The sequence below is a fragment of the Psychrobacter sp. NPDC078929 genome, from assembly GCF_050267985.1.
Taxonomy (GTDB): Bacteria; Pseudomonadota; Gammaproteobacteria; order Pseudomonadales; family Moraxellaceae; genus Psychrobacter.
Window position 1 is genome coordinate 192,654 of sequence record NZ_JBNNFX010000003.1, and the last position, 18,973, is coordinate 211,626.

General features: G+C 42.6%; 18 protein-coding genes. 7 read left to right on the forward strand and 11 right to left on the reverse strand.

The window, feature by feature from the left end; all coding sequences use genetic code 11:
* Positions 1 to 9: 9 nt before the first annotated feature.
* The 9 genes from ACQKCG_RS03145 to ACQKCG_RS03185 form a co-directional block, all read right to left on the reverse strand.
* Positions 10 to 498 (reverse strand): hypothetical protein, encoded by a 489-nt coding sequence (locus tag ACQKCG_RS03145; RefSeq protein WP_427585098.1) that lies wholly within the window; start codon positions 496 to 498, stop codon positions 10 to 12.
* A gap of 131 nt (positions 499 to 629) precedes the next feature.
* A complete protein-coding gene (locus tag ACQKCG_RS03150) occupies positions 630 to 1,211 on the reverse strand; it encodes a hypothetical protein (protein WP_427585099.1) in 582 nt (193 codons plus the stop codon).
* Positions 1,208 to 3,454 carry a DUF3631 domain-containing protein gene (locus ACQKCG_RS03155; RefSeq protein WP_427585100.1) on the reverse strand — a complete coding sequence of 749 codons (2,247 nt, stop codon included), beginning with the start codon at positions 3,452 to 3,454 and terminating at the stop codon, positions 1,208 to 1,210. The genes ACQKCG_RS03150 and ACQKCG_RS03155 overlap by 4 nt, the downstream gene beginning before the upstream one ends.
* Positions 3,451 to 3,810 (reverse strand): CHC2 zinc finger domain-containing protein, encoded by a 360-nt coding sequence (locus ACQKCG_RS03160; RefSeq protein ID WP_427585102.1) that lies wholly within the window; start codon positions 3,808 to 3,810, stop codon positions 3,451 to 3,453. Before ACQKCG_RS03160 ends, ACQKCG_RS03155 begins: the two co-directional genes overlap by 4 nt.
* Complete coding sequence (locus ACQKCG_RS03165; protein WP_427585103.1) at positions 3,810 to 4,031, reverse strand: hypothetical protein; 222 nt, start codon at positions 4,029 to 4,031, stop codon at positions 3,810 to 3,812. Before ACQKCG_RS03165 ends, ACQKCG_RS03160 begins: the two co-directional genes overlap by 1 nt.
* Entirely contained in the window at positions 4,024 to 4,299 is a 276-nt protein-coding gene (locus ACQKCG_RS03170; protein WP_427585104.1) for a hypothetical protein, read from the reverse strand. Before ACQKCG_RS03170 ends, ACQKCG_RS03165 begins: the two co-directional genes overlap by 8 nt.
* Positions 4,299 to 4,532 (reverse strand): helix-turn-helix transcriptional regulator, encoded by a 234-nt coding sequence (locus ACQKCG_RS03175; RefSeq protein WP_427585106.1) that lies wholly within the window; start codon positions 4,530 to 4,532, stop codon positions 4,299 to 4,301. Before ACQKCG_RS03175 ends, ACQKCG_RS03170 begins: the two co-directional genes overlap by 1 nt.
* Positions 4,533 to 5,202: 670 nt before the next feature.
* Positions 5,203 to 6,510 carry a tyrosine-type recombinase/integrase gene (locus tag ACQKCG_RS03180; protein WP_427585107.1) on the reverse strand — a complete coding sequence of 436 codons (1,308 nt, stop codon included), beginning with the start codon at positions 6,508 to 6,510 and terminating at the stop codon, positions 5,203 to 5,205.
* A 296-nt stretch (positions 6,511 to 6,806) separates the two neighbouring features.
* Positions 6,807 to 7,052, reverse strand: coding sequence for a hypothetical protein (locus ACQKCG_RS03185; protein ID WP_057759343.1), 246 nt, complete (start codon positions 7,050 to 7,052; stop codon positions 6,807 to 6,809).
* A 506-nt stretch (positions 7,053 to 7,558) separates the two neighbouring features.
* Between ACQKCG_RS03185 and dinB the strand changes: the two genes are divergently transcribed.
* From dinB to infA, 7 genes are all read left to right on the forward strand, one after another.
* Positions 7,559 to 8,644 carry a DNA polymerase IV gene (gene dinB, locus ACQKCG_RS03190; RefSeq protein WP_102094917.1) on the forward strand — a complete coding sequence of 362 codons (1,086 nt, stop codon included), beginning with the start codon at positions 7,559 to 7,561 and terminating at the stop codon, positions 8,642 to 8,644.
* A gap of 170 nt (positions 8,645 to 8,814) precedes the next feature.
* Positions 8,815 to 10,017: a tRNA preQ1(34) S-adenosylmethionine ribosyltransferase-isomerase QueA gene (gene queA, locus ACQKCG_RS03195; protein ID WP_102094918.1), complete on the forward strand. Its 1,203-nt coding sequence runs from the start codon at positions 8,815 to 8,817 to the stop codon at positions 10,015 to 10,017.
* A 110-nt stretch (positions 10,018 to 10,127) separates the two neighbouring features.
* Positions 10,128 to 11,885 carry a type IV pilus assembly protein FimV gene (locus tag ACQKCG_RS03200; protein WP_102094919.1) on the forward strand — a complete coding sequence of 586 codons (1,758 nt, stop codon included), beginning with the start codon at positions 10,128 to 10,130 and terminating at the stop codon, positions 11,883 to 11,885.
* A 51-nt stretch (positions 11,886 to 11,936) separates the two neighbouring features.
* The gene (locus ACQKCG_RS03205; RefSeq protein ID WP_427585108.1) at positions 11,937 to 13,613 is read left to right on the forward strand and encodes a FimV/HubP family polar landmark protein; all 1,677 of its coding nucleotides are present in this window, start codon (positions 11,937 to 11,939) and stop codon (positions 13,611 to 13,613) included.
* Positions 13,614 to 13,776: 163 nt separating this feature from the next.
* Entirely contained in the window at positions 13,777 to 14,877 is a 1,101-nt protein-coding gene (locus ACQKCG_RS03210; protein ID WP_427585110.1) for an asparaginase, read from the forward strand.
* A 43-nt stretch (positions 14,878 to 14,920) separates the two neighbouring features.
* Positions 14,921 to 15,754 carry a tRNA pseudouridine(38-40) synthase TruA gene (gene truA, locus ACQKCG_RS03215; RefSeq protein ID WP_427585112.1) on the forward strand — a complete coding sequence of 278 codons (834 nt, stop codon included), beginning with the start codon at positions 14,921 to 14,923 and terminating at the stop codon, positions 15,752 to 15,754.
* Positions 15,755 to 15,875: 121 nt separating this feature from the next.
* Positions 15,876 to 16,097 (forward strand): translation initiation factor IF-1, encoded by a 222-nt coding sequence (infA, locus tag ACQKCG_RS03220; RefSeq protein ID WP_021814850.1) that lies wholly within the window; start codon positions 15,876 to 15,878, stop codon positions 16,095 to 16,097.
* 260 nt (positions 16,098 to 16,357) lie between these two features.
* Here infA and ACQKCG_RS03225 read toward each other — a convergent pair whose 3' ends face one another.
* Both ACQKCG_RS03225 and leuB read right to left on the reverse strand, forming a co-directional pair.
* On the reverse strand, positions 16,358 to 17,479 hold the full coding sequence (locus ACQKCG_RS03225; RefSeq protein WP_427585113.1) for a L,D-transpeptidase family protein: 1,122 nt from the start codon (positions 17,477 to 17,479) through the stop codon (positions 16,358 to 16,360).
* A 379-nt stretch (positions 17,480 to 17,858) separates the two neighbouring features.
* Positions 17,859 to 18,962: a 3-isopropylmalate dehydrogenase gene (leuB, locus tag ACQKCG_RS03230; protein ID WP_427585115.1), complete on the reverse strand. Its 1,104-nt coding sequence runs from the start codon at positions 18,960 to 18,962 to the stop codon at positions 17,859 to 17,861.
* Positions 18,963 to 18,973 lie beyond the last annotated feature (11 nt).

Genomic DNA, 18,973 nt, shown 5'->3' on the forward strand with positions numbered 1-18,973 from the left:
TGCTTAGCCTCAACTGGTGCAACCGAGTTTATCGAGTGTTTGCTGCCATATCTTAGCCGTCACTCGCTCATGCTCATTCACTAGCCTTTCATACGTGCTGTGGTGCATTCCTTTAGGTCGTTCACCTATGCCATGAGCAACACCACTTTGCCAACCTAAACGCTGTCTAATTGCATCAGCACGACTGAATAATCTATCAATGGGTTGCTGTAGCTGTGAGTGATAATTAGCACCAATGCAATGACGGCATACATACACGCCAGCGCAATATAAAACACTGACACGCTGCGAGCATTTAGGGCATAGCCACCAGTAACGATAGCCGCCATAGTGACAAGCTGATTTTGTTAGCTGAATAGAATATTGATAGGGCTTGCTGCGGTGGGTGTAGCTGACTTCGATATATTTAGCGCTACCCTGTTTAAGCTGCTCACGATAACGTGAGATTGGTAGTTTTAAGTAGTCGTTTAGACTGTGAGTAGTGGCTAATGCTGGCATGATTGACGCTCAGAGTTATCTAAATCATTAGGTAATTTTGTTATATTATAACACTTTGCTGATTTTAACCTTAACATCAGGCACAAAAAAAGGCAGACGCGAACGCCTGCCTTTAATAAACAACTAACTACTTAATGATTGAGCATATATTCATCTAGCCCCCTAACTGTATCAGCTGGTAACTCTCTAATCCTGCCATGATTGACTATGCCAGTCGGTATTATTAAAAACCGCCCTCTTATACCTTTAGTTTCTGCCCACTCAATAAATGCATCAGCTGCTATCTCAAAGTTTGGTGAAGTACGTTCCACAGTCTCAAACATATTATTGAAATATACCCAGTGATTAGCTCTGAGGTCTTGCTCTAGTCGTTCCGTCTCCCAGTCATTGAGTGATAGCGCCATCTGATACCGTTTGCGCCAGTCACGCCGTTGTATGCTTACTGGTGCTTTAGCATATAGTAGCTGACTTCGCTTCTCTGCAATCATATCATCAATGATAGATAGCGCGACAAGCCAGCGCGTGGGCAGCGGCTCGTCATTGGCAGCTGGCAGACTGAGCGCCTCTATCAGCGCTTGCTTGTTGGTCTTTAAAATATCAATGATGTTTGCGGTAATGGCGCTCTCGTTGCCCTCATAATGCAAGCCGTCATCATCTGCCCACAAATTTACGCCTTGCTGCTCTAATTGATTGATGATGTCGATGGCATTCATAAGCACCCCCGAACGATTTTATCCGTTACAACTGGGGTGCTATGTGTTACATAATTTTTTGTATCGTTTGGCGCGTTTTTAGTGTTACACGTGCTGGTATCATCAGATAAGGGGTTTCTATCCGTCACAGCGTCACAAGTCCCGCCCTGTAAGGTCTGTAGCTGATTTCTATCCGTCACACTATCAGATGTTGTGACGCTTAGTTTTTCTCTGTAGCCCTTGCTATCACTGGTTTGTGACGTTGTGACGCTTAGAATAGGGGTGTCAGGAATGTAGCGCTTGAATGTGTCTTTAAAATCGGCAATATCATAACCTTTTCTATTATCTTGACCGATACGAATTGATTTTGACGATATTTTGTATTCTTTTAAGCGGTTGGCAAGTTGACGCTGTTTGATAGGCTGACCTCGGTTGTAGGTTGCCCAGTTCATTTCAGGGTCAGAGCATAACGCGGTGAGTAAATCCTCACTGAATATGCGCGTTGCCTTTTTGCGCTCAAAGATTTGCTTAATATCTATAAGCAGCTGCTCGTTAAGGCTCGGCTCGTCATGCTCGATGCCTGATATATCAATACACGCTTTATGAGCGCGATTGAGCCAGTCCTCACCTAGCAGCTGGGCAATCTTAAGCAGTATCTCCCAGTTGTCTTGCATCCGGTCATTGATGCTCTCAGGTAACATCACTTTGGTATCTTTGACCGCTGCTATATTGTCATCACTCCACCTTGCCAGCTTTGCCTTGATGGTGTCTGTGGTGTCACGTGATAAGTCACGCACACGGTCGCGGCGCTCGTGATTGTGCTTGCGGCGTAGCGTGAGGCTGATTGACCTGTCCATGATGGTTGAGGGTATTTTGCCAATACCTGATAACGCCTTTGCGCCATAAACAAAAAACTCTTTTGGTTCGTTGTCATCACCTGAACAGCGAATGATATAAGGATTGTCACGGCTATAGCCTGCGTTCAAGATGCCGCGCAAGTCCTCGTTATCTTTAATAAAAGTATCGACTTCATCAATCACAAGCGTAGGGTTGTATTTCTCAACACAGCGAAAGAGCGCCGCCGCCGTGATGTTTGATGTGGGCAGACTGCGCTTACTCATAAGGCTAATGAGCGTTAATAACTGCGACTTGCCACAGCGTTTTTCAGGGGCGTTAATCCATGCAATCGGCGCAATATGGCTTGCCTCGACTACCCATGTGAAAAATATCCATAAGGTCGTGGCGATTGCGACCGCATCGGTGCAAGCGATGTGCTGATTGATGATGCCATATATTTCATCGGCAGCCGCTGCGCCATCGACTGCCCTCTGATACGGCTCTGTGTCGATAACAAGGCTTTTGGTCTGCTCAACATCGAGCGCTGCGCGTGTCTCTTTGACCAGCTTATCAAGTGTGCCTACTGGCATATTATTTAAAGCTTTGGCAGCCTCGCCGCGTTTTAGCTGATATTCAAGCTCGTTCAATGCTGCGAGCTGCTCAATAACACTTTGCGCCAGCTGCGGCGTTACTTGCTCGCCATCTTGTGGTAAAATAAAGCTTGATGGCTCGGCTATGTCATCAGTTAAGATTGAGAGCTGCTCACTAGACATGGTGGGCAGCTTTTTTATTGCATCGACTAAATCATCGTTTGTCATATCAGGCTTAGCTTGCCGCTGTATTGCCACCCAGTCCACAATATCGCCTTTCTCAGGCAGTCCTAGATTATCAATATCTATAACCTGAACATCACAATCAAGCTGGCTTAGCGTCTGATACAGCGCGGTAAGCCACTTCGCGCCAGCATCATCATTATCAGCCCACAAGCACACGCTGCGACCTGCCAGCACCTCCCAGTGGTATTTATCAATCTGAGTGCTACCGCCCGATGTGGTGGCGATAAGCCCCAGTGATTGGGCAAGCTCGGCTTTTTGCTCACCCTCAAAAATATAGACCATTGATGAAGCATCACGCGCTAGGTCGTGAAGTAAGTAAAGCGGCTTTTTGCCGCCGCCCTCAGGATAAACGCGCTCAAAGTCAGGGTCACGCATTTGCCACTTACTGCTACTATCTTGACTGATAGAACGAATGTACTTATCACCAGTATTAAGGTTCTTTAACCTCGGTTTGAAGTAAAGACAAGCGCCGTCCTTATCAGTGTAGATATGCAAGTGAGTAGCAGTAAATCCCTTATCTTTTTGAGATTGGGTAACTTGTGCGGCGTATGCTTTAGCCGCTTCAATAGTTTTTGTATTATCTATCATCATGCCCCCTCAATCAGCTGTAATGAGCGACAAGCGTCTATAAAACTAACGCTATGCCATTGCATATAAAATCCGATACGGTCGCCAGTAGCGCCGCAAGCGTGGCATTTATAGCCGCCATGCTCTCGGCTTACGCCCATTGAAGCGTGCTTGTCATCATGAAAGGGACACTTGACCATCTGCCAACCGCGACCGCCTTTGATTTCAATATTAAATTGACGGTAAAAGTCGCTCGGATTGGGCAGCCGCGACTTGTTGACCTTGCCGCGCTTAGCGGCTTTGGTGTTTGGTTGCGCTGTCTGTGCTGATTGTGATTGCTGCTTGAGGCTTGATAAGTGATTACGGATAAAGTGGCTCATTACGTGCCCTCCTGTGCCATCGCCTGCGCGGTGTCGTCTGTCATCGCAATAACAAGCGGCATTGGCTGGCAAGATGGCATAATCAGCATCAAAAACAAGGCAATCAGCGCAAGCACTGGTACCAGCACACGCCTTGTAAAAGAACGTGATGATGGCGCAGTAGCGGCGCTGTGGTGTGTGTTTTGGGGTGTGGTCTGTGGTTTGGTATGGTCATCATGCATCGCTTGATACCTCCACTTGTGGTAGTAATACAAGCTCGCTTAGCATGATGCTAATGTCGGCGGCGTACTCATGATTAGCCAGTAGCGCGGTGCGAACGGCAACCACGATGCCCTGTGACGCTGGGTCATGGGTTTCAATCATGTTCAGCGCATAAGCAAGGCTTTCACAGTCGTTTGCTACGTCCTGAACACAGTCGTTAATATACTCGATTTGGTGGCTATCAGCTGCCACAAGGCGCGGCGGCAAGGTGTCGTGTGATTGGCTCATTACGCGCCCTCCCCATCATTGGCGGCGGTCTGAGCTTCAAGCCACTCAATCACGTCTTTATTGCGCCATGCTGTGATACCGTTTGTTATGCGGACTGGCTGGGGGAACGTGCCAGTTTTAATAAACTTCCAAAGGCTGGCGCGACCGAATGGCAGTAGCGGCAAAATGTCCTTTGCACGGGATAAGCCTTGCGGCGGTAGGATGTAGCTGGTATCAATATTTTTATCTGACATGGGATGTACCCTCTTAAAATTTTTATAAATAACGCCTGAGCCACAAAAAAAGTCATAAAAAATCTGTTCTGCCTCGGTAAGATTGAGGCAGAATATAAGTAAACTAATATTTTTTGTAACTTGACGTACGTTAGATTACACAAGGTGTTTAACGTATTTAAGAGAGGGAATAGCTACCTGAGGGGTATATTTAGCAGTTGCTAAAATTAATAGCGCTGCTAGTATATGATGTACTGAGTACCTAGTTATAGGTACAAAGTATTTAGTAATACCAGCATAAATAAAGCCCTGATATTTCTATCCTCTCTCTTGCTGTTTGGTTGGTTATGTCATGGTCTTATCTCCTTATGTTGGCTCTCATAAAATAGGTGGGCGGTAAGTCGCTCTCTAGGTCGCCAAACTTATCAAGCGACTTATCTGCTCCACTCTATTCTTCTATTCTCTTTTATTGTCTCAACTCTTCCTCATCTTGAGGATAGACTGCGTTATACAATAATATCCTAATTTAGCGGGAAATTTTTGAAAATGCTAGGCTTGATTTTATTCTAAATTTATGTGGATAAAACGACTTGTTATTACCATTTATCAGCAAAGGTCGATAACTCAAGGGTTAGACAGAAACGACAACAAGAATAAGATTTTTTGTAAAAAATAGCTCATATCTATTAACTTATTGATTACTTGCTAACTTTCTCGGCATTTTTATCACATTATCACTCTCACCAGTTTTTAACTTATCAATATAATCCGCCCAGTGCTGCATCATTGCCGTTCTCTCCTCTACAAACTCCCACCTATCATACGCCGTGCCGTTGGGGTCTTTGGTGATATGCCCCAGCGCCATCTCAATCACATCCTTATCATACTTGAGCTTGTGCCTGAGCATGGTTCTAGCAGATGCCCTAAAACCGTGGGCGCAGTGTGTGCCTTGATACCCTAACGACTTTAGCGCGTCATTGGCGGCGTTCTCGCTGATGATGTCGTTCTTGGTTGCTGTATCACTATAAAAGACATTATCAGTGTGACCAGTGATAGCTTGCTGCGCTTTTAGTATCTCAACCGCTTGCCGCGATAGAGGCACAATCATCTCTTTTACCATGCGTAGCTTGCTGGCTCCGTGTCCTTTCATCGGTTGTAAATCAATCTGCGCCGTATCAAGGTTAACATCCGACCAGCGCAGGCGGCGCAAGTCACCATTACGGATAAATAGCAGTGCAAGCAATTTGATAGAGTGAAAGACAGTGTCGTGAACAGCACCTTTTAGTGTCTCAACATCACGCATCAGCTGCCCAAACTCGGCAGGCGTGGTAATAGAGGGACGATGACCGTATTTATAACCATCAAGCATTGGCTTAACAAGTCTTGCGGGGTCATTGGTAGCATAGCCGTGTACGATTGCATGATTAAATATATCGCTAGCAATCACAGCACACCTATCCGCTTTATCGGTTGGTGTACCATCATCTTTTAGTGAATTGGCTTGAATATCTCTTAATACTTCAAGCATTTGCAGCGGCTCAATATCTCCGATAGGTGTATCGCCTAAATATGAACATAACAACTCATAACGCCCATGCTTGCGCTTCAAGGTAGTAGCTTTCTGCTTGTTTTTTAGCTGCTCAAAATGATGCCACGCGACTTTTTCAAAGGTGCTGGCAAGTGCTTTATGCTCGTCTTTGAGTTGCTGCTCACGGTGGGCTTTGGGGTCAATGCCTTGTTGCAATAGCTGCTCGTATTCTTGGCGCATGGCGGTAGCCTGAGCGAGAGTAACGGAGGGATAGCTGCCCAGTGATAGCTTGTGCTTAGATTTCATGACCGGATGGGTATAACGATATAGCCACAGCTTTGCGCCTGAGGAATTGACGCGTAGAAATAGCTTAGGATGTCCAGCTACTCTACAAAGTATTTCGCCTTTGGTTGGCGGCGTGATGCTCTTAATGGTTCTATCAGATTTGATAGTAATAGATTTGGTCGTCATGTGAACGTGTACCCTCAGCCTTAGCGTGTACATCGCAGTGTACACTATGACACTAGATTGAGGTGAACATCTTTAGACCGATTTAGACAGTAAACAAAAAGCCCTTACTCTAAAAACCTTTAAAATAAGGGCTTCATGCTTATATATTAGATTGTTACAGATTGTTATGGACAATAGGGCAAAATATTAATGGTTCCGACCACTGGTACCATTATTTAGTACAAATTAGCCTCCTTTATCGGAGGTTTTTTTGTGCTTATTATTTATATTTGTGTTTTAATAAATTCCTAGCTTGTTTATATCGATACTTCAAATGGCATGACAGCGCTTATCTTAATCGGTACCGCATAACTCCATGGCATGCCAGCACTACAATAAAAATATCCATCATTAAATGACACAATATAAGCGGTAAAATCATTACCACACTGATCCATCATCGCTTGTTCATCGCTTTCATCACACACCGCACACCATATATTTTCATCACCCCGCGCTAGCATTGCTCGTGTCAAATCGCTCCCTTTTAATTCATGACTCATCATCAGCTCCTTAATTATCTTGAACTTTCTCATTACTATTTTTTTAGAAAGTTAATTTGCCAGTACTCAATTCATAAGTTTGGTATGAGCTATAAACAATGTCTTATCAGGTAAATACAATTCCTATAAAAGACCATTTATTACTTTCATAACTATTGATTATCGTGGTTAATATATTGTAAAACGATAGCATTAGAACTGTAACATACAACTATAATATTCATGATGGAAGGCGATAATATTCAGACAGGCGGTATGGAAAATCTGAAAAACTTAAGGTATGTACCATACAGAACATCTATTAGTAAACATATGTTAACTATATTTAATTTATTAGTATTTTAACGCCATATATATCTGACTATTAACTTTACACTATATTTAATTATTGATATATGAATTATTCGCATATTGCCATATTTTTATGGTTCTATATTCGAAAAACCCCTTTACCGTTTAATAATCGATACTGAAATAAAAGTATTGAGTGATGTAAAATATTAATAATGAAAACTCTTACAGCATCCAATCCACGTAAAATCATTCATATAGATATGGATGCGTTTTATGCCAGTGTAGAACAACGTGACTTCCCAGAGTTACGGGGCAAGCCATTAGTTGTTGGTGGAGATCCAAATGGTCGCGGTGTTGTAGCAGCAGCTAGCTATGAGGTACGTCAGTTTGGGGTGCGCTCAGCTATGTCTTGTTATGAGGCTCGCAAACGTTGTCCAGAAGTCATATTTGTCAGACCACGTTTTGAAGTATATCGAGCTGTTAGCAGCGATATTCGCAATATCATGTACAGCTTAACGCCTCATGTTGAGCCATTATCGCTAGATGAGGCTTATCTTGATGTCACTGGTCTCACGGTACATAAAGGCTCAGCGACATTGATGGCCAATTGGTTAAGAACACAAATATTGCAACATACAGGATTGACTGCTTCTGCTGGCGTGTCCTTCAACAAAATGTTGGCCAAGATTGCCTCTGACATCAATAAGCCTAACGGCACCGCTATTATCACACCAGAAGACGCTGATGCTTTTATTAGTACACTGCCTATTGAACGATTTCATGGGATAGGTAAAGCAACGGCAAGACGATTACATGCGATGGGCGTGACTAACGGTGCTGATCTACGCCGTATGTCAGCCGAAGTATTGATTAATGAGTTTGGTAAGCGAGGACAGTTTTATCATGATATCGCTCATGGTCGCGATGAACGCGCTGTCAAGTCTGAGCGCCTGCATAAGTCTGTTGGTTCGGAGACTACTTTTAGAGAAAACCTAAACGATGACACGGCGTTACGTGTACAAATCTATGAACAAAATGCGGATGCCTTCGCGCAACTGCACAAAAAAAATCTCATCGCTCATACTATAACGCTCAAGGTTAAGTATGCCGACTTTACTCAGATTACCCGTACGCACACGCTGACTACCGCTTTTAGTAGTGCTGAATCTGCTCATTACTGGTTAGACAAATTATTCTTAGATATTCCGCGCCAGCTCCCTATCCGATTAGTCGGGGTTACTTTTTCGTCATTGACACCTGCAGCCCAACTATTGCCTCAATTAAATTTATTTGAGTAAAATAAACAAAGACTAACGTAATAAACATTAGGACAGTTAAAATTCATTGCTTAGGCTATTTAAGTAGTTCAAATATGTTTTGTGCACTTTGACTACTTAGTAAAGCAACCTTTTATAGCAGTATTTCTGCTACAATTATGCCAAAATTTCTATCCATTTAAAGACTGATTATGACCAACACTCACACTGCATCTTCCGATTCTAATGCCTCGCTTAATACCAATAACAATAGTGACGTCTTAGATTATCTAAGCGTGGAAGATTACGACTATGACCTACCAGATCGTTTGATTGCGCGATATCCATTAGCGCAGCGTTCTGCTTCAAGACTTTTGTACTTGCCTGCTCACACTGACACAAATGCTACGCCTGTAGAAGACTGTTTGTTTTCTAAGTTGCCTGATTTATTAGATGCTGGAGACCTGATTGTATTTAATGATACAAAGGTGATGAAGGCACGCCTATTTGGTCAAAAAGATACTGGCGGTAAACTTGAGGTTTTGATTGAGCGATTGGTTACTGTCTCAGACTTAGATATAACGACACTGCATTTAGAAGATTCAAATAATGAATCAGTCAACCAAGGACATATTGCCCTTTGCCATGTAAAAGCCAGCAAAGCACTGAAACTTGGTCAACGTTTTCAACTGGCCGATAGTCATATGAGTGGCGCGATGATTGGTCGTCAGGACAACTTGTTTATTTTAGCCTTTGATGCGCCAATTTTGCCTGATTTAGAACTTTACGGCGAGCTACCTATCCCGCCTTACTTTGAACGTCATGCTGACGATACTGATAATACTCGTTATCAAACGGTGTTTCATGATCCCGCTAAGCTTGCAAGTGTCGCTGCACCGACAGCAAGTTTGCATTTCGATGACTTGGTGCTCAATAAGCTGGTGGAAAAAGGCATCAGTACTGCTTTTGTGACATTGCATGTTGGCGCTGGTACCTTTGCGCCAGTTAAAACAGACAATCTACTCAATCATACTATGCACAGTGAGTATGCACATCTGCCACAAGCAACTGCTGAGCTGATTAATCAGACGCATGCAAATGGCAATAAGGTTATTGCTATTGGTACCACGGTGACTCGCGTCCTTGAAACGGTGTATCAAAAAACAGCTATCAATGGGCAAGCACTTTCTAGCTGGTCAGGGGACACGGACATTTTTATTTATCCAGGGTTTAAATTCGGTGTCATTGATCGACTGTTAACAAACTTTCATTTACCCAAATCGACGTTGCTAATGTTGGTATCAGCTTTTTCTGGCAAAGCATCGATTGAACAGGCATATCAACATGCTATTGAAAACGAATATCGATTCTTTAGCTATGGCGATGCGATGTTACTTGACAAGAAAACAAGCTGAACATTAATTAAACATTTATGCATTGGACGCAACAGTTGTGAAATAAACTGGTAAACTAAACCGTACTTTGTTATAACAGCAAAGATAACTTATTTTGTAAAGGACTGCTCATGTCTTGTCATTTATCTCGTCGCTTGACTCCTGTACATCGCGCGGTATCGATGGCATTACTTTATTCTGTAGGTTTGGCCGCTATTATTCCAAGCGCGCAAGCCGCGACTATCGGTAAGACAGTCGTTAGTTCAGCTCAGCATGAACCTTTGAGCGCAAGTATCGTGGTTACCGACATACGAGCGGCTGATTTTTCAGCGAGCTTGGCCAATCCAGTTATCTATCAGCAGATGGGCTTGACGCCGACTGATTCAATGCAGGTGCGCTTTCAAGCAACTTCAGCGACTAGCGGTCAAGTATTAATCAGCACATCACAGCCTGTGTCCAAGCCTTTTGCTGATTTGGTGTTATCGATCAATGATAATGGGCAGCAAAATGTCGTACCAAAAACATTATTAATGCCGTTAAGCGATAGTCTACCGATTAATAATGCTTCCAAGAACAGTGTTAAAGGCACTCAGAAACTCAATTTACCAAATGTTTCTGCAAGCGCTGCAAAACCGTTAACCGTAAGAAAAGGTGCACCGCCGCCACTAATATCGGTATCTAACGCTGCTGCAAATAAACCAGCTCTAGCAAACATAGCATCAGTTGATTCTTTCATTTCCAGATCAGTGTCTAAGATACAAGCTCCAACAGTGACAGCTACTTCGCAGACTAGCAACTTTACTTACGCGCCTAGTCGACTTGATAATGGGCGCTTAAATAGCGACTCTAATATAAAAAATACTATCAGTAATGCAAAGAATACTGATAACGGACTTAGTTCAGCGAACCGTTTAGATAGCAGTTCCTTAAATGCAAATAACGATACTGAAACTACGAAAGCTGTCATCAATGACAGCGCTAAGGCAAGTGTTAAAAACACTCCTATCTTAGATAAAGTGTTGATCGATAAACCACTCGATACTCTAAATATTCAAGTCACACGGCAGATACAACCGAGTCGTAAAAAAACAGACGCTGACGCCTCACCCGTACCTACTCTGATTCCTAGTATCATCGCAAGCAATACTGAGAAAAATGCTACTAGCGTCGTGGCAGCTTCTATTGGCAATGCAACGTCGAAACCCCCTAATAGCACTATTAATAATGTACCTTCAAATGATAGAGCAACAGATAGCTCGACAATCAATCAATACCAAGTACAACGTAACGATAGCCTATGGATTATTGCTCAACAGATTGCGCAAGAAAATAATCTAGATACTTCCATTGTGATGAAGCAAATTCAGTCACAAAACCCTGATGCCTTTATCAATAAAGACGCAGATCAATTAAAAGCAGATGCTAAGCTTATTTTGCCTAGTTACGATGTTATACCATCACAGAAAAACTTAGAAGCGGCTATCGATACACAAAGACAATATATTCGTAGAGCAAATACAGCGGCGATGCAAAAAGCAGCTCAGAGACCTTTTAAAAAACCTTCTATAAGTACGCAAGCGGTCAAACGCCCTGAGAAAGCCACGACAACTAAAACACAGACCTTATCAAAAGCACAATTTTCTGTGCTTGCGCCTGGGCGAGATGGCAATGCAGATGGCACTCAAGCAAAAGCAGCATCAAGTACAGGGAATGGTTTGAGTACAGATATATTAGAGACACTTAAAGCATCGCGGCAGCAGGCAGCATCACAGGCTCAACGATTATCAAGTACAAGTAGCACTCTTAGTAGCTATACTAAAAAAATTCAATTACAAAACCAAAAATTGGCTGAGCTACAGGCTCGTCTCGAAAAATTACGCAATCAATAATTGCCTAACTGATTCATACATTAGATTGTGATCACAGGCGTAGGAATAACTATGGACAATATGCTATATATCATCGCCGGATTGGCGCTTATTCTGTTAGTGGCTGCTTTATTCTTGCGCAAAAATAAGGCGCAGAAATCGTCATCACCTTCGCCTATTAATGCAAGAAAAGATACGCCTACTCCATCACCAAAAGTAGACTATGATACTCCTACCCACACTAATGTCAGCAATAGCCATAAATTTGACCATATCACTATTGCTCAACGCTTTATGGATCAGCAGCGCTATGACAAGGCGATCGAAACCATTAAACGTGGTCTAAGTGAAAAACCTCATAACAGTGCATTGTCTCTTAAACTACTCAGCATATACGCGACGATAAACCAGCCAGAAGATTTCAACCATATTTATGAGTCTATAAGAGCTCATAACGATAGTCAGACTATCGCTCAAGCAGACGAGATAAGAAGTCTATCTTTTGAGGAATTAGAACCTGCCGCTGTGCAAACGCTAGCCACAGACAATACCAAAGACGATTTTGTCGCTATCGACTTCGATTTACCTATTAGTCAGAATGATAGTACTAATGCAGTAGCTCATCAGCCAATTGAAGAAAGTAATAACGATACTGCACTAAATGAGATTGCAATAAATGATTCTATCGACAGCTTAGAGTTATCAGATAAAGTCGACAATGTTAGTTCTATTACCGAAAATCCGAATGATAGCTTTGATCTGACTCTCAGCGATCTAGAGAATGATTTCGATGCGCCTAATACGACAAGTGAAACGCCTGTCACACCATTGGACAATGTAAATAACGACGTTTTAGAGAGCTCCGCTAACGATAATATTAGTAATAACAAAGATAACGATCTTAGTGACTTTGAGTTTGACTTTGATTCATTTAATGATACTTCGAATGAATCATCTATAGACACTAACCTCTCATATGATGACAATGAGAAAGCCGCACTAGAAGAAGATTTTATCTTAGATTTCGATGATTTAGCAGCCGATACAGACAAAGACAATATCGTTCCTAATGACGTATCTACGAATTCAGAACAACACTCTATTGATACTATCCAAAACGGTGAAGATGACTTTGCTTTATCTTTGGGCAGTCTAGATGCATCAGATGATATCAGTACTGTCTCCAATGACGACCTATCTACGACTGAAAACGACAGTGATTTTGACAATTTCATTCTGGAAAATACTGATTTTGGAAGTAATGCTTCTGAGAGTATGACCCTTGAAGAAGACAACTTTGCAAATATTAATCTTGAGGAACCATTACTCAATGATGATATCGAGGTTAATGATGTTAGCGATGTTGAAGAATCGAATACCGCACCTGCTGCACCATTGAGATTTGACGACAATACACTGATAGACGATGATTTTAATATTGACGATGCTGATTCTCTATTTGACACTCCGTCGACCAATACTCCAGTCTCTACAGCTGCGCCAGTTGAGAGTGACACTTCTATCACGCCTCAAGAGACTGAATCAGCAGAAGACTTCTCATCACGGTTCGCAGCAGATTTTGATTTTGTAAAGTCGTTAGACAGTAATCAAGTGACGTTAGACTTGGCAGATCAATATCTGCAACTGGGTGAATATGACAGTGCAAAGCGTCTACTCAATGAGGTGATAGCTCAAGGTACCAGTGAGCAGAAACAGCAAGCACAGCTATTACTTGAACGTACTGCGTAGTTAATAGTCTAGTCTCTTATCAGCAAGTACTTCCTAATCACGGAATGTTTGCTGATTTTTTTTGCATTTAACTCTAATACTATCTATTATTGAACCCTTCAGCCATCGTTGCTCAATCCTCTAGCGCCTCTTTTCTTCCATAATTGTTTACTGTGTTGATACTATGCCATCTTCTGTTATGCTCAAAAATCTACCCGATCCTATTCAACTGATTTATGCTGGTGGTACCTTTGGTAGCTACGGCAGACCTTTAGCGCCACTATCAGCAGAAGTGTTTTTGCCTACCCTACAAAAGCTTTTATCTGCACAAGACAGTACGAGTAACTTACCGACAGTCTCATGGTTAGAAAACACCCTGATCAAAGACAGCAGCCAACTTACCCCTAGTGATTTTACGCATTTCTATCAACTACTACTAAATGCTTATACCAAAGGTGATAGACGCTTTGTACTCATCACTGGCACGGATACGTTGAGTTACTTAGGCGCATTTTTAGCAGAAGCGTTTGCAGGTAGTGATATTTGTATTGTTCTGACCGCAAGTATGCGCCCATTATTAGACAGTGAAATATTGCATTCCTATAACATCGACGAACATAGCGATGCTTGGGGCAATCTCAACAACTCATTAAAACTAGCCGCTGCTGGCGAATCAGGTGTGAAGATTAGTTTTGGGGGTGAATCATGGCCTGCTCAAACGGTACAAAAAATTCACAGCCATGATCTGATGGCATTTACTGGTCATTCTCGCGCCGCTTATCCAGCCAATAGCTATATAAAAAATCTACCTGACACGCGTAGGCAACATTGGCTTGATGACCAACAAGACTTGCTGTCCATTATTAAAGCACGCGCTGAAAACGCGAGTGTTCATGCTCTATACTGCCTACCTAACGATGTTTCGATGATAAACAACCAGCTACAAGCTTTATTGTCGCAGCCACCATGTGGCATCATTCTATTGGGATTTGGCGCCGGTAACATCCCTTACTCAGCTGCACTAGCAGAGACACTGACCCTTGCTCATGAGCGTGGACATATGGTGATATCAGCCAGTCAATGTCCGTTTGGTGGCGTCAGCGATAGCTATGCGGCAGGTAGTTGGCAGTACGAGCATCATGTCATTGCTGGTGGACGTTTGACCACACCTGCTATTTATGCCCGATTACTATGGTTGCTACTTCGCTATGACAGTCCTGCCAGACGCAGACAGCGTTGGTTGAATAATGTCAATCAAACCAGCACTAGCATCAAAAAGCGATAAGCGACTTTAAATTAATTCCAATTTTATAAGTTTAGAAACCCTAATGTCTGAGACTGAAATTATCGAAACTGAACCAACCTATACTTTAGCGATTGCCATTGAGTTCTTAGGAACGCATTATCATGGCTGGCAACGGCAACGAGAGGTTTTGGGTGTACAAGAAGCCTTAGAGACAGCTATCGGCAAAGTGGCTAACGAGCCTGTAGAAGTCATCGCAGCTGGGCGTACTGATGCCAGCGTCCATGCGAGTAATATGATTGCCCATTTTACAACTCATGCGTATCGCCCTACTCATAACTGGTTACGCGGTGTGAACAGCCTACTCCCTGATGATATTGCTTTACGCTGGATACAACCCATGCCAGTTGACTTTCATGCGCGTTTTGGTGCTATTGCTCGTCGCTATCGTTATATTACGCTCAACCAAGCACAGCGCCCTGCGATACTAAATCACCAAGTAACTCATATCTACGATCCGCTTGATTTGGGAGCCATGCAGCAAGCAGCAGCTGATATCGTCGGTACACATGATTTTAGCAGTTACCGTGCTGCGGCCTGTCAGTCCAATCAGCCAGTGCGCACGGTTAGCCATGCCAACCTTTTTGCTCATGGCCAATTTATCGTTTTTGATATACAAGCAGATGGGTTTTTACATCACATGGTTCGCAATTTGATGGGTACATTGTATGCCATTGGTAGACATGAGCTAGAGCCAGCAGACTTTTTGAATATTTTGCATAAAAAGGATCGAACGATTGCACCACCTACGGCTTCAGGTGATGGATTGTATTTTATCAATGCCTATTATCCTGAACGTTTCCAAAGTTTATTGCCAGATGCGCCATTAACGCCTGTCTGGTTAAATCTACCTGATTAAATCAATATCATTTGGCATACATATCACTTACATGCTGTCAAGTCAAAAGCAGGTTCGTATTGCTTTAATCCGCTAACTTACGTATAATATGGGCTTATTTTTTAATTGATTGATACAAATTATGGCAAAAGACGATATTATTGAATTTGAAGGCGAAGTCATTGATACCCTTCCTAATACTTTGTTCAAAGTTCGTTTAGAAAACGGGCACGAAATCATCGCGCATATCTCTGGTAAGATGCGTAAGCATTATATTCGTATCTTGACAGGTGATAAGGTTAAAGTTGAAATGACACCTTATGACCTATCTAAAGGCCGTATCACCTACCGTGGTAAAAACTAAATACTGACTGACCAATATGGTTATGAAAGTATTAGCATTGGTAAGATACAGCTAATAACTGAATAGCTACGTTATCGCTGATAGCTGATATGACGCTTGGGTAGTGAAACTGATAATAATAATGAAAATGCTAATCTGCTCATTATTGCCTATCAATATTTTAGTTATTTAGTATTGACTGTTTATACTTACCACAAAAAATACCGCTAGATTTTAGCGGTATTTTTTTGTCCATTTTTTATGATTTAGTACTGCCGTGTCTAACTAAACTCGACAGTTGCGCCGTTTTTTATGACTCCTAGCAAACTAAGCGCGTCCCAATTGGTCAAACGCACACAGCCTGCTGATGCCTGACGACTGATACGAGCAGGATCTGGCGATCCGTGAATGCCATAAGTTGGTTTACTAAGTCCAATCCATACCGAGCCAACTGGATTGTTAGGACCTGGTGGAATGATAGACTTGCTACCATCATTGGCCGTATAAGTGTAGTTGGGCTCGTGCACCTTTACCTTGACAGTATGAGTACCTGTTGGTGATGGTGTCGCTGTACTGCCCACTGTCGTCGGATAGCTAGCGATCAAATTATTGTTCTCATCATAAGCGTAAAGTGTTTCAGTGGCTTTATCAGCGACAACGCGATGCACAGGCTTGGTATTAGGATTACCAGGGTTGTATACCGTAATGATTTCACCGGCAGTAAAACTGGCATCAGGATTAAGCGATTTTAAGTACTTTTCACTAATATGAAACTTCTCTGCCAACGCCTCAGTAATGCTTTCGTAGTACATTCCCTCAAGCTTGGATTTGGCAACAGAATCAGCAGGTATGGTTGTGGTTTTGACATTCACGTCTGCTTCAGTAAGCTGATAACTGACTAGTACTGGTTGAGCCGTAAGCTTCTCATTCTTGGTCAGCGCTTGCCACGTCTCAGCGTTTAACGTATCGGTTACGTCTAAGCCATTTGCTTTTTGAAATGCCTGCATGGCTTTGCGAGTATTTTTGCCCCAGTAGCCATCGACAGGCCCTACTCCATTGTGATGCCAGTTTAATAGAGCCTGCAGCTTCGTTCCTATATTACGATCAATATCTGCATCTGCCGTCCAAGTGACATTGTTTATCTTTTTTGCATTGTCAGATAGGTTCTCAGTTGTGTATTTAATCGTAGGTAGTAGCTTATTCAATGAAATCGCGGCTTTACTATCTCCTGTTAACTTTTGACTTACGCCATTAGTCACTGGACTGACTTCTGCCGGAGCCTTAACGCTATTATTTGCGTTCACACTATCCGTTGTCTCTGCTGCAATGCTTTGTCCCATCAGTAGTAAGCTAGAGAGACTAAGCACTGTCAATGCTTTACTGATTCTTGTTAGTTGATACATGTAACACTCCTCATTTAATAAATTCTATTTTTATTTTCAGTTTTCAAATACTACAGTCTTTAAATTCTATATAACTTGATTTCGTTAATCTTACGTTTACTCTTATGCTTCTGCTAAAAGCAAAAGATTTTAAGTCTTTTACGAGTCATCAATATTGTCATATTACCTTGTGAGCATATAACAGCTTTGTGTTAAAAGGAGCTTTGTTGTACAGCGTCTCTGTTAATAAGGCGCTTATAAATAAGCTTTGCTAATAGATAAACGGTAAACGATAAACGATAAAAAACCCATAAGCCACTTAATAGCTTATGGGTATATAACATGCAAAATGAGCTTGCAGAAAATGCTATATAGGAATAGCCTTTAAACGCAAATTAACTTATATCAGTTTGGCCAAGACCGCCTGACCCATTTCCTTACAGCCTACCTGCTTAAGTCCAGCTTCGCTGCTATCTAAAATATCTAACGTACGTAGACCATCATCAAGCACATCACTAACTGCCTGTTCAATTGCTTGTGCCGCATCTTCCTGTTTAAAGGTATAACGCAGCATCATAGCAACAGATAAGATAGTCGCTAATGGGTTGGCTTTATCTTGTCCTGCGATGTCAGGCGCAGAACCATGACACGGCTCATACATACCCTTACCTGACTCATCTAAGCTCGCTGATGGCAACATACCGATAGAGCCTGTCAACATTGCAGCTTCATCAGATAGGATATCGCCAAACATATTTCCCGTCACCATGACATCGAACTGCTTAGGATCTTTAATCAACTGCATGCAAGCATTGTCGGCATACATATGTGATAACGCCACATCGCTATAGTCAGCTTGTTGCACTTCGATCATCGTCTGTTTCCACAGCTCGGTGACTTCTAATACATTGGCTTTATCAACTGAACATACCTTAGCTGCTGTGCCCGCTGCTTGCGCACGCGTTTTTGCCAATTCAAAGGCAACTTTACCAATACGCTGAATCTCACTTGTACTATACACCATCGTGTTATAGCCTTGTTGCTCGCCGTTTTCTAGTGTGCGAATACCACGAGGCTCACCGAAATAGATACCGCCTGTCAGTTCACGAACGATCAATAGATCTAAGCCTGAGATAATTTCAGGTTTGATACTTGAGGCATTAGCCAACTGTGGATAGAGCTTGGCTACGCGTAGGTTGGCAAATAAACCAAGCTCACCGCGGATTTTCAATAGACCGCGCTCAGGGCGTTTACTACGCTCGATTGCATCCCATTTAGGACCACCAACTGCACCTAGCAATACGGCATCTGCGGCGCGAGCACGGGCCAATGTCTCATCTGGCAAAGGCTCACCAGTTGCATCAATAGCTACACCGCCAATCAATCCGGACTCAAGCGTTAAATCAAGTGAAAATTTATCATTGACAGCTTTGAGCACGTCAATGGCTTGGGTCATGATTTCAGGGCCAATACCATCACCCGCTAATGTTAAAATCGTTGCCATACTGATCCTTT

Excerpts from the sequence above, each read along its gene's own strand:
- infA (WP_021814850.1), top strand. The coding sequence starts at position 15,876 with ATGGCAAAAGACGATATTATTGAATTTGAAGGCGAAGTCATTGATACC.
- ACQKCG_RS03155 (WP_427585100.1), bottom strand. The coding sequence starts at position 3,454 with ATGATGATAGATAATACAAAAACTATTGAAGCGGCTAAAGCATACGCC.
- queA (WP_102094918.1), top strand. The coding sequence starts at position 8,815 with ATGACCAACACTCACACTGCATCTTCCGATTCTAATGCCTCGCTTAAT.
- truA (WP_427585112.1), top strand. The coding sequence starts at position 14,921 with ATGTCTGAGACTGAAATTATCGAAACTGAACCAACCTATACTTTAGCG.
- leuB (WP_427585115.1), bottom strand. The coding sequence starts at position 18,962 with ATGGCAACGATTTTAACATTAGCGGGTGATGGTATTGGCCCTGAAATC.
- ACQKCG_RS03160 (WP_427585102.1), bottom strand. The coding sequence starts at position 3,810 with ATGAGCCACTTTATCCGTAATCACTTATCAAGCCTCAAGCAGCAATCA.
- ACQKCG_RS03210 (WP_427585110.1), top strand. The coding sequence starts at position 13,777 with ATGCCATCTTCTGTTATGCTCAAAAATCTACCCGATCCTATTCAACTG.
- dinB (WP_102094917.1), top strand. The coding sequence starts at position 7,559 with ATGAAAACTCTTACAGCATCCAATCCACGTAAAATCATTCATATAGAT.
- ACQKCG_RS03170 (WP_427585104.1), bottom strand. The coding sequence starts at position 4,299 with ATGAGCCAATCACACGACACCTTGCCGCCGCGCCTTGTGGCAGCTGAT.
- ACQKCG_RS03205 (WP_427585108.1), top strand. The coding sequence starts at position 11,937 with ATGGACAATATGCTATATATCATCGCCGGATTGGCGCTTATTCTGTTA.
- ACQKCG_RS03225 (WP_427585113.1), bottom strand. The coding sequence starts at position 17,479 with ATGTATCAACTAACAAGAATCAGTAAAGCATTGACAGTGCTTAGTCTC.
- ACQKCG_RS03185 (WP_057759343.1), bottom strand. The coding sequence starts at position 7,052 with ATGAGTCATGAATTAAAAGGGAGCGATTTGACACGAGCAATGCTAGCG.
- ACQKCG_RS03175 (WP_427585106.1), bottom strand. The coding sequence starts at position 4,532 with ATGTCAGATAAAAATATTGATACCAGCTACATCCTACCGCCGCAAGGC.
- ACQKCG_RS03180 (WP_427585107.1), bottom strand. The coding sequence starts at position 6,510 with ATGACGACCAAATCTATTACTATCAAATCTGATAGAACCATTAAGAGC.
- ACQKCG_RS03150 (WP_427585099.1), bottom strand. The coding sequence starts at position 1,211 with ATGAATGCCATCGACATCATCAATCAATTAGAGCAGCAAGGCGTAAAT.
- ACQKCG_RS03165 (WP_427585103.1), bottom strand. The coding sequence starts at position 4,031 with ATGCATGATGACCATACCAAACCACAGACCACACCCCAAAACACACAC.
- ACQKCG_RS03145 (WP_427585098.1), bottom strand. The coding sequence starts at position 498 with ATGCCAGCATTAGCCACTACTCACAGTCTAAACGACTACTTAAAACTA.
- ACQKCG_RS03200 (WP_102094919.1), top strand. The coding sequence starts at position 10,128 with ATGTCTTGTCATTTATCTCGTCGCTTGACTCCTGTACATCGCGCGGTA.